The organism is uncultured Microscilla sp. (genome assembly GCF_947493425.1).
GTDB lineage: Bacteria > Bacteroidota > Bacteroidia > Cytophagales > Microscillaceae > Microscilla.
Genome location: NZ_CANLRP010000044.1, coordinates 43910 through 49984, shown reverse-complemented (window position 1 = coordinate 49984; position 6075 = coordinate 43910). Strand labels below are relative to the sequence as shown.

Here is a 6075-nt window from a genome sequence, read left to right as displayed (position 1 = left end):
AATCTCGTTTTTCTTTCCTAACCACAAAGCTTATTAAATATCTTTGATTAATATATATTCAAACCAAAGACCAAAAGCTTTTTAGCCTGAAAATTATTTTATAAGTAATTGATAATCAGTGAAATAAAATTTTATTTTTTCAATTTCATAAAAATGAGAGAGGCTAAAAGTGAGGGTTTTTCTACGTTATTTCGTAATGAGTGCGGTATTTCGTTAATTTATCCCACCTTTTTTGCCGAAAAACCATCTTTACCCTCGCTGAGCTCAGGCAGGTACTTCTTAAGTATTTTAATGGTATCCCGGTACTTCTGATCATTCCAACCCATCTTTTCCATCATTTTAAGTGCATCTTCACGGGTATTGGCCACAAACTTGCCTTTGCCCATATGAAAATTTTGTGCAATGTATTTGGTGATTCCTGTATTTGCCATTTGTTGAGCAAAAGCGTGGGCATTGGCTACTGGTAATAGGGGAGTCAGGCTAATACAACTCTCAACCCCCGCTTGGTGTACTTCTGCAATCGCTTTTAAGCGAGTTTTGTTAGAAGGACACAAAGGCTCAAATGCTTTTCTTACTGCTTCATCATCTGTGGTAATTGTCATGTTGACCTGCGCCTTGTCAAACTTCTGTAACAAATCTATATCGCGCGTTACCAGTGGGCTCCGGGTTTGGATAAGAAGCGTAACTTGATGGTAATCGAGCAACTCTTGTAGCAACTGGCGGGTCAATTTTAGCGAACGCTCCACTGGTTGGTAGGGGTCAGTAACACTGCTTAGGTAGATTACTTTGTCAATTAAGGGTTTTTTACGCCACTTGGTAAGTAATTGCAAAGCATTGTCTTTTACCTTGATCCAATAGCCCCAATTGTCGCGGTTTTGTTGGGTAGTAGCAAAAAAGGCCGCATAGCAATAATTGCAGCCAAACGAGCAACCCGAATAAGGGTTGAGGCTGTAGTCGTAGCTAGACAAAAAACCTTTGGTGGGAGTCAATATAGAGGAGGCATCGGCATAAGCCACATTTGCTTGTCCTATGCTGGTTTTTTTTTGTGGGTTTTGACTAGGAGTATTGGGCGAAGATTTAGGAAAAAGGTTTTGTTGCATTTGAGAACATTTTTTGAGTGTACAAACTGTTTACAAAAATAATTGTCTGTTGGCACATTATCAAAGCCCAATCATAAAGAATGATCACTTATCTTTAAGCGAAGTGTTATGGACTAATCTCTAGTAAATGCTTTTATATATTTACCCTCCTTATAAGAGATTATATTATCTGATTTACCATAAGTCATATAAACAAATGACTCGTTTTTGAGGACAAAAGATTCACTGGGGTCATACATCTCTATTTTACCTGGAGGTTGTAACCTAAGCCCTCGCCCTAAACTTGCTTTGCCCTCTATTTTACCTTCGTCTGATACTTTGATTGTCTCATAGCCATCATCAGTTTTATGAAATACCATCAAACTCGCTTCGTTGGCTGTGTTTATAAAAAAACCAGCACAGTCTTCTTTACCATCACCATTAAAATCTCCCTTTACTACAATATCCTTTTCATATATAATGGCGGTATCACCTGGATCTACTACTTTCTTGGCATCATTACTCAACCATTTTTCACGAGTGATTAGCGCCCAGCCTTTCATATTGGCTTGCATGTATTTGTAAAGCTCAGGGGCAAGTAATACCTCGTCCGCAGTAAAGCCATTGGGCTCATCGCCTCCTGTGTATTCCGTAGAGGAAGGGTCTACCTGAGTGCTTGTAGTATCATTACTTTGTTGGTTACCTTCATTGTTTGAGGTAGTGTTGCTTGTGGTGTTGCTAGAGGTAGTATCTGTGTTTTCAGTGTTTCCACTTTCTTTAGTGCCTCCACAACTTGCACAAACAGCAAGTAAGACACACAATGTCAAAGTGTTAAGATAGTTCATAAGATTGTTTGATTTTTGATAAAATAAAAAAGCAGCAAAAGAGTCCCTCTTGCTGCTTTAATTTAATAAATATGATGGTCTTTCAGTGCCGATTTAAATTTTATCTTCTTTTACCCACAGCAGTAATATCAAAAAAGCCTCCGCTGCCTTTTTCTCCCATTGATACTGGCAGTACTCCATTCCATTTTTCTATAGCTTTTAGTTGAATCAATTGGTCACTTACCGATTCACGCAATAGTTCCTGAGACCTTGCCTGAGCCTTGGCAATTTCTATTTGTGCGTCGGCTTCCCCTTTGGCTTTAGCCTTGGCTTGCTCTGCTTCAGTTTTAATCCGGTTCAGGTCATTTTTAGCTGTCAAGGCGCGTTGTTCGGCAATTTGTTTTTTCTCAATGGCATCGTTAAAGTTGGGCGAAAACTTAAAATCTACAATAGAAAAATCAGTGACAATGATATTGCTTTTTGCCAAACGTTTTTTAATATAAGTAAACACATCTTGTTTTACCTTAGGGCGCGACGTGATGAGTTGTTCGGCGTTGTAGCGTGCTGTGGCAGATTTGATAGATTCTTGCACAGTAGGTTGAATAATGGTGTGTTGGTAGTCCATGCCCAGGTCTTGGTAAATCACGTTGGCTTTTTCTTTAGACAAATAAAAGTTAAGGGCAACTTTAGAAGTCACTGTTTGTAAGTCCTTAGACGATGCTGTCGCATTTGCTTCTATTTTTTGGATTCGTACATTTAGGTTTACTACTTTCGTTCGAAACGGCATGACAGTATGAATGCCCTCACCCAAAATGTGTTTTTGTACTGCACCAAAGTGAGTAACTACTCCCACATAGCCGGAAGGCACCGTTTTAACCACCGAAAAAAGGCTGAATATTATAAATAATACCAGTACTCCTATGGCTACTTTTAATCCATTGCTTTTCAATGCTGAAGCTGCAGCGTTTGTTTTACCAGATTTACTCATGTTGTATAGGTTTAGTGTTGTTTACAGATTTATATAATATTAATCAATTTTAAGCATAAATGACCTATTTTTAATAGACACTTAAGTGCAAATGGTCATCGTGTCGTACCGAGTGACAGCCATGAAAACCAATTTTGGTATAATTTACCCTCCAACGGTTTTTTAAGTAGGGTTCCAGATACATTACTTGTACTTGTGGTTGAAACGCGAATAATTGCACCATTTTACGCGTTCGTGGCACATCAATGTCAATATTCTTTTGAAGCCATTTGGGGTATATTCTCTGTAGAATATTGTACTGCCAAAAACCTTGTTGAGCGCATATTTTCGCCACATTATACTCTCCCTTTCGGGGTGTTTCGCAACCCCCATACCCTATCAGGCTTTTGGCAGTTTGCGGTAGATGTTTTTGGGTAGTGGCACCTTTATACAAAAAAGCAAGGTCTATTTTTTTTCCGTCATTATGACTCAAGTGTGGTCAAAGCGGATATCCCTTTTTAAAAGGAAAGTTAGCATCCATATAGGCAATCACTGTAGTGGGGTATTGTTTGCGTAGTTGCTGGCTTACATTGTGTAATGTTTGTAATAGTTGTGGACGCACATAGTGCCTGTTGCATAACCAGGTAAAAGTGTTTAAAGGCTTGATACCTGCGTGGCTGTTGATAGGCAAGGGTACCCTGCCAAAATACCGGGCAACTGGAGGTAAGACCAATAAGATGGTGACTAAATAACTAACAAAGTGTATACCTATGTTTAAGAGGTGTTTTTTCCAAAGGGTACTAAAAGAGCGTGTGAGTAGGGGTACTATTGGCAGGAGTAATAAATAGATAAGTCCTCCTATTTGAGTAAATAAGGTAAGCAGGGCTGCAATGAGCAGGTATCTTATGTATTTTAGTAGTTTGATCATCTACCTATATTAAAGTCTATTTGAGTACAATTGTTTTGAGCTTATGGCAATATAAAAGGTTATACGGTTTGCTTGCCCAAACGGTTATGTAACATTGGTAGCCAAAGCAGACAGTTTATTACAGTTGAATAAGTTTTTTTCTGCCTGTTTTTTAGGATGCGGCAATGTGTGGGTCTGCAATAAGGAGGAACTATGCATTAAGGGAGCATACAAAAAATAAGCTACCCATTTCTGGCGATTTTTTTGTCCAAATACTTCGCTGCATGTTGCGGCCGTAGCGCTGCTATGCCCTTAAAATGCGCCTGGTCTTTGATCAAAACCATTCACCAAAACCTGGGAGACTATTTATTGCAAACTCCCTAACTGATCGTTTCTTTTACCGAGCCCACCAACCATTGCAAGGCATCTTCTTCGTTGGTGAAATACTGAGAGGGAATAAGTGGGGTTTGCTGGGCTGATTGAAAGATAAGCTCAGCACTGATGACCGTAGCACTTTTACTTACATTTATTTTTTTAAAAAGTTTGAGTAACTGTTCTTGTTGCCAGGTTTGGAGGTCAGACGAAATCTTGAATTTATTTTGGGCGTTATTGAAGAGCCAATAGTCGGGTGAATACTTTTCTACAGTTTTGATCACATGGGTCAGCTCTTTTTTATAAACTGCCTCTTGTTGGAGAGTGGTTTCGGGCAATGCTACCATTTTTAAGAGTGAATGTTTGGCATCGAAATAAACGGTATTGAAGCTACTTGAATATATTTTTTGAAAGTTATACATGGTGTCAGCAAATGGTGTTGTGGTTAACCATATACAAAACTAACGTTTAGTTAAGAAATTAGTTGATTCATTACGTTAAGGAATTATCAATTTTATCTCAATAAGCCATTATTCCTAGCAAGGGTAATGATTACAAAAAGGGGAATAGGTAGCATCTATTGAGGCAAATAAATGCTACCAAAAAGCGTTTGTTAGGCAAGGAAGCTACTTCATAACAGGTGCCCTCTCAAAGACCGCGTTTTCGTCAAACAATAACCTGTAAGTCGTGTGTTTTTTTATAATTTTAAAACCAAACAAGCGACACATTTTTATCATTGTAGGGTTAAAATCTCCGATCCAGTTTAGTTCAAGATTTTTGTACTTATAGTTAGGCAACCAACCTGCATACCTTCCCCAAGATACCGCCAGCGCAGTTTCTACCCCTTTTCCTTGAAAATCGGGCACCACCCCAAATACCAAGCCTAGTGCTGTATCACAAACTCCACGGTTTTTGTAATACAAAAACTTAAGTTTGCCCAAAAGGTTGAGCTTTCCATTGACATACTTAAAAATGTGATTGACCTCAGGCACCATGACAAACATACCAATAGGGCGATCGTTGTGATAAGCAAACATGATCAACTCTTCCTCTAGAATGGGTTTCATTTGTGCCACTGTAGCCCTGGCGCGTTCTTTGTCCATTTTGTCTACGCCAGTGTGGTTTGCCCAGGCTTGATTATAAATTTCCCTGAGATCATCAGTATATTTATCCAGGTGTTTTTTAACCAATGGCTTAAACGTGTACTCTTCTTGTGAGATAATTCTATCGGCAAGTCTTACTAGCCGTGCTGGAAAGTCAGCCTGGGTGCCTATAATCCTGCCAAAGGTAAATTGTTGGAAATAATCTTTAAACCCATACGCTTCGAAAAAAGGTTTGTAATAAGGGAAGTGGTAGTTCATGCCATAATTCTGAGGCATATAACCTTCAGTAAGCAAGCCCCAAAATTTTTCGCGGTTTCCAAAATTAATTGGGCCATCTATGGCTTCCATTCCTTGGGCTTGATTCCATTCTTTACAAGCATCAAACAACTTAAAAGCCGCCTCTTGATTGTCTATGCACTCAAAAAAACCCATTCCACCAGTAGCTTGTTTGGTTCCCTTATCAGAGGTTTGTGTATTTACAAAAGCTGCTACCCTTCCTATGGTCTTACCTGCATTATCTTGCAAAATCCAGCGTATGCATTTTCCATGGTTAAAATAAGGGTTTTCACTAGGGTCAAATACTGCTGCTACTTCTTTGTCTATAGGGCGAATCCAGTTTTTGTCATTTTTATACAATCTTACAGGAAGTTGCATAAACTCCTTTGCTAGTCTTTTATCGTTTTTTACTTCTAACAATCTCATTCGTATTCAGGCTCAATGTATATTATGATTTGAAAAGGCGAAAGATAATAATTCTTTAGACTAAAGAAATTAAGAGCGAAGAGATTTTGATGAGATAGGTGATTTAGTCCATAGCGCTGAC

At 38.7% G+C, this 6075-nt stretch carries 7 protein-coding genes; all 7 read right to left on the bottom strand.

Features of this window, described 5'->3' with window-relative positions; translation table 11 throughout:
- Window positions 1-218 precede the first annotated feature (218 nt).
- The 7 genes from Q0954_RS13650 to Q0954_RS13620 all read right to left on the bottom strand — a co-directional run bounded on the left by Q0954_RS13650 (window position 219) and on the right by Q0954_RS13620 (window position 5954).
- Window positions 219-1100: a radical SAM protein gene (locus Q0954_RS13650; protein ID WP_299457721.1), complete on the bottom strand. Its 882-nt coding sequence runs from the start codon at window positions 1098-1100 to the stop codon at window positions 219-221.
- Window positions 1101-1213: 113 nt separating this feature from the next.
- Window positions 1214-1924 (bottom strand): hypothetical protein, encoded by a 711-nt coding sequence (locus tag Q0954_RS13645; protein ID WP_299457720.1) that lies wholly within the window; start codon window positions 1922-1924, stop codon window positions 1214-1216.
- A gap of 100 nt (window positions 1925-2024) precedes the next feature.
- Window positions 2025-2891, bottom strand: a complete 867-nt coding sequence (locus Q0954_RS13640; RefSeq protein ID WP_299457719.1) for a prohibitin family protein — start codon at window positions 2889-2891, stop codon at window positions 2025-2027.
- 70 nt (window positions 2892-2961) lie between these two features.
- Window positions 2962-3363, bottom strand: coding sequence for a hypothetical protein (locus Q0954_RS13635; RefSeq protein WP_299457717.1), 402 nt, complete (start codon window positions 3361-3363; stop codon window positions 2962-2964).
- Between the two features lie 6 nt (window positions 3364-3369).
- A complete protein-coding gene (locus Q0954_RS13630) occupies window positions 3370-3798 on the bottom strand; it encodes a hypothetical protein (protein ID WP_299457716.1) in 429 nt (142 codons plus the stop codon).
- 359 nt (window positions 3799-4157) lie between these two features.
- Entirely contained in the window at window positions 4158-4571 is a 414-nt protein-coding gene (locus Q0954_RS13625) for a hypothetical protein (protein WP_299457715.1), read from the bottom strand.
- Between the two features lie 204 nt (window positions 4572-4775).
- A complete protein-coding gene (locus tag Q0954_RS13620; protein WP_299457714.1) occupies window positions 4776-5954 on the bottom strand; it encodes a hypothetical protein in 1179 nt (392 codons plus the stop codon).
- Window positions 5955-6075 lie beyond the last annotated feature (121 nt).

Bases quoted from the DNA above. Each gene is read 5' to 3' on its own strand.
- Q0954_RS13650 (WP_299457721.1), bottom strand. From the start codon at position 1,100: ATGCAACAAAACCTTTTTCCTAAATCTTCGCCCAATACTCCTAGTCAA.
- Q0954_RS13645 (WP_299457720.1), bottom strand. From the start codon at position 1,924: ATGAACTATCTTAACACTTTGACATTGTGTGTCTTACTTGCTGTTTGT.
- Q0954_RS13640 (WP_299457719.1), bottom strand. From the start codon at position 2,891: ATGAGTAAATCTGGTAAAACAAACGCTGCAGCTTCAGCATTGAAAAGC.
- Q0954_RS13630 (WP_299457716.1), bottom strand. From the start codon at position 3,798: ATGATCAAACTACTAAAATACATAAGATACCTGCTCATTGCAGCCCTG.
- Q0954_RS13625 (WP_299457715.1), bottom strand. From the start codon at position 4,571: ATGTATAACTTTCAAAAAATATATTCAAGTAGCTTCAATACCGTTTAT.
- Q0954_RS13620 (WP_299457714.1), bottom strand. From the start codon at position 5,954: ATGAGATTGTTAGAAGTAAAAAACGATAAAAGACTAGCAAAGGAGTTT.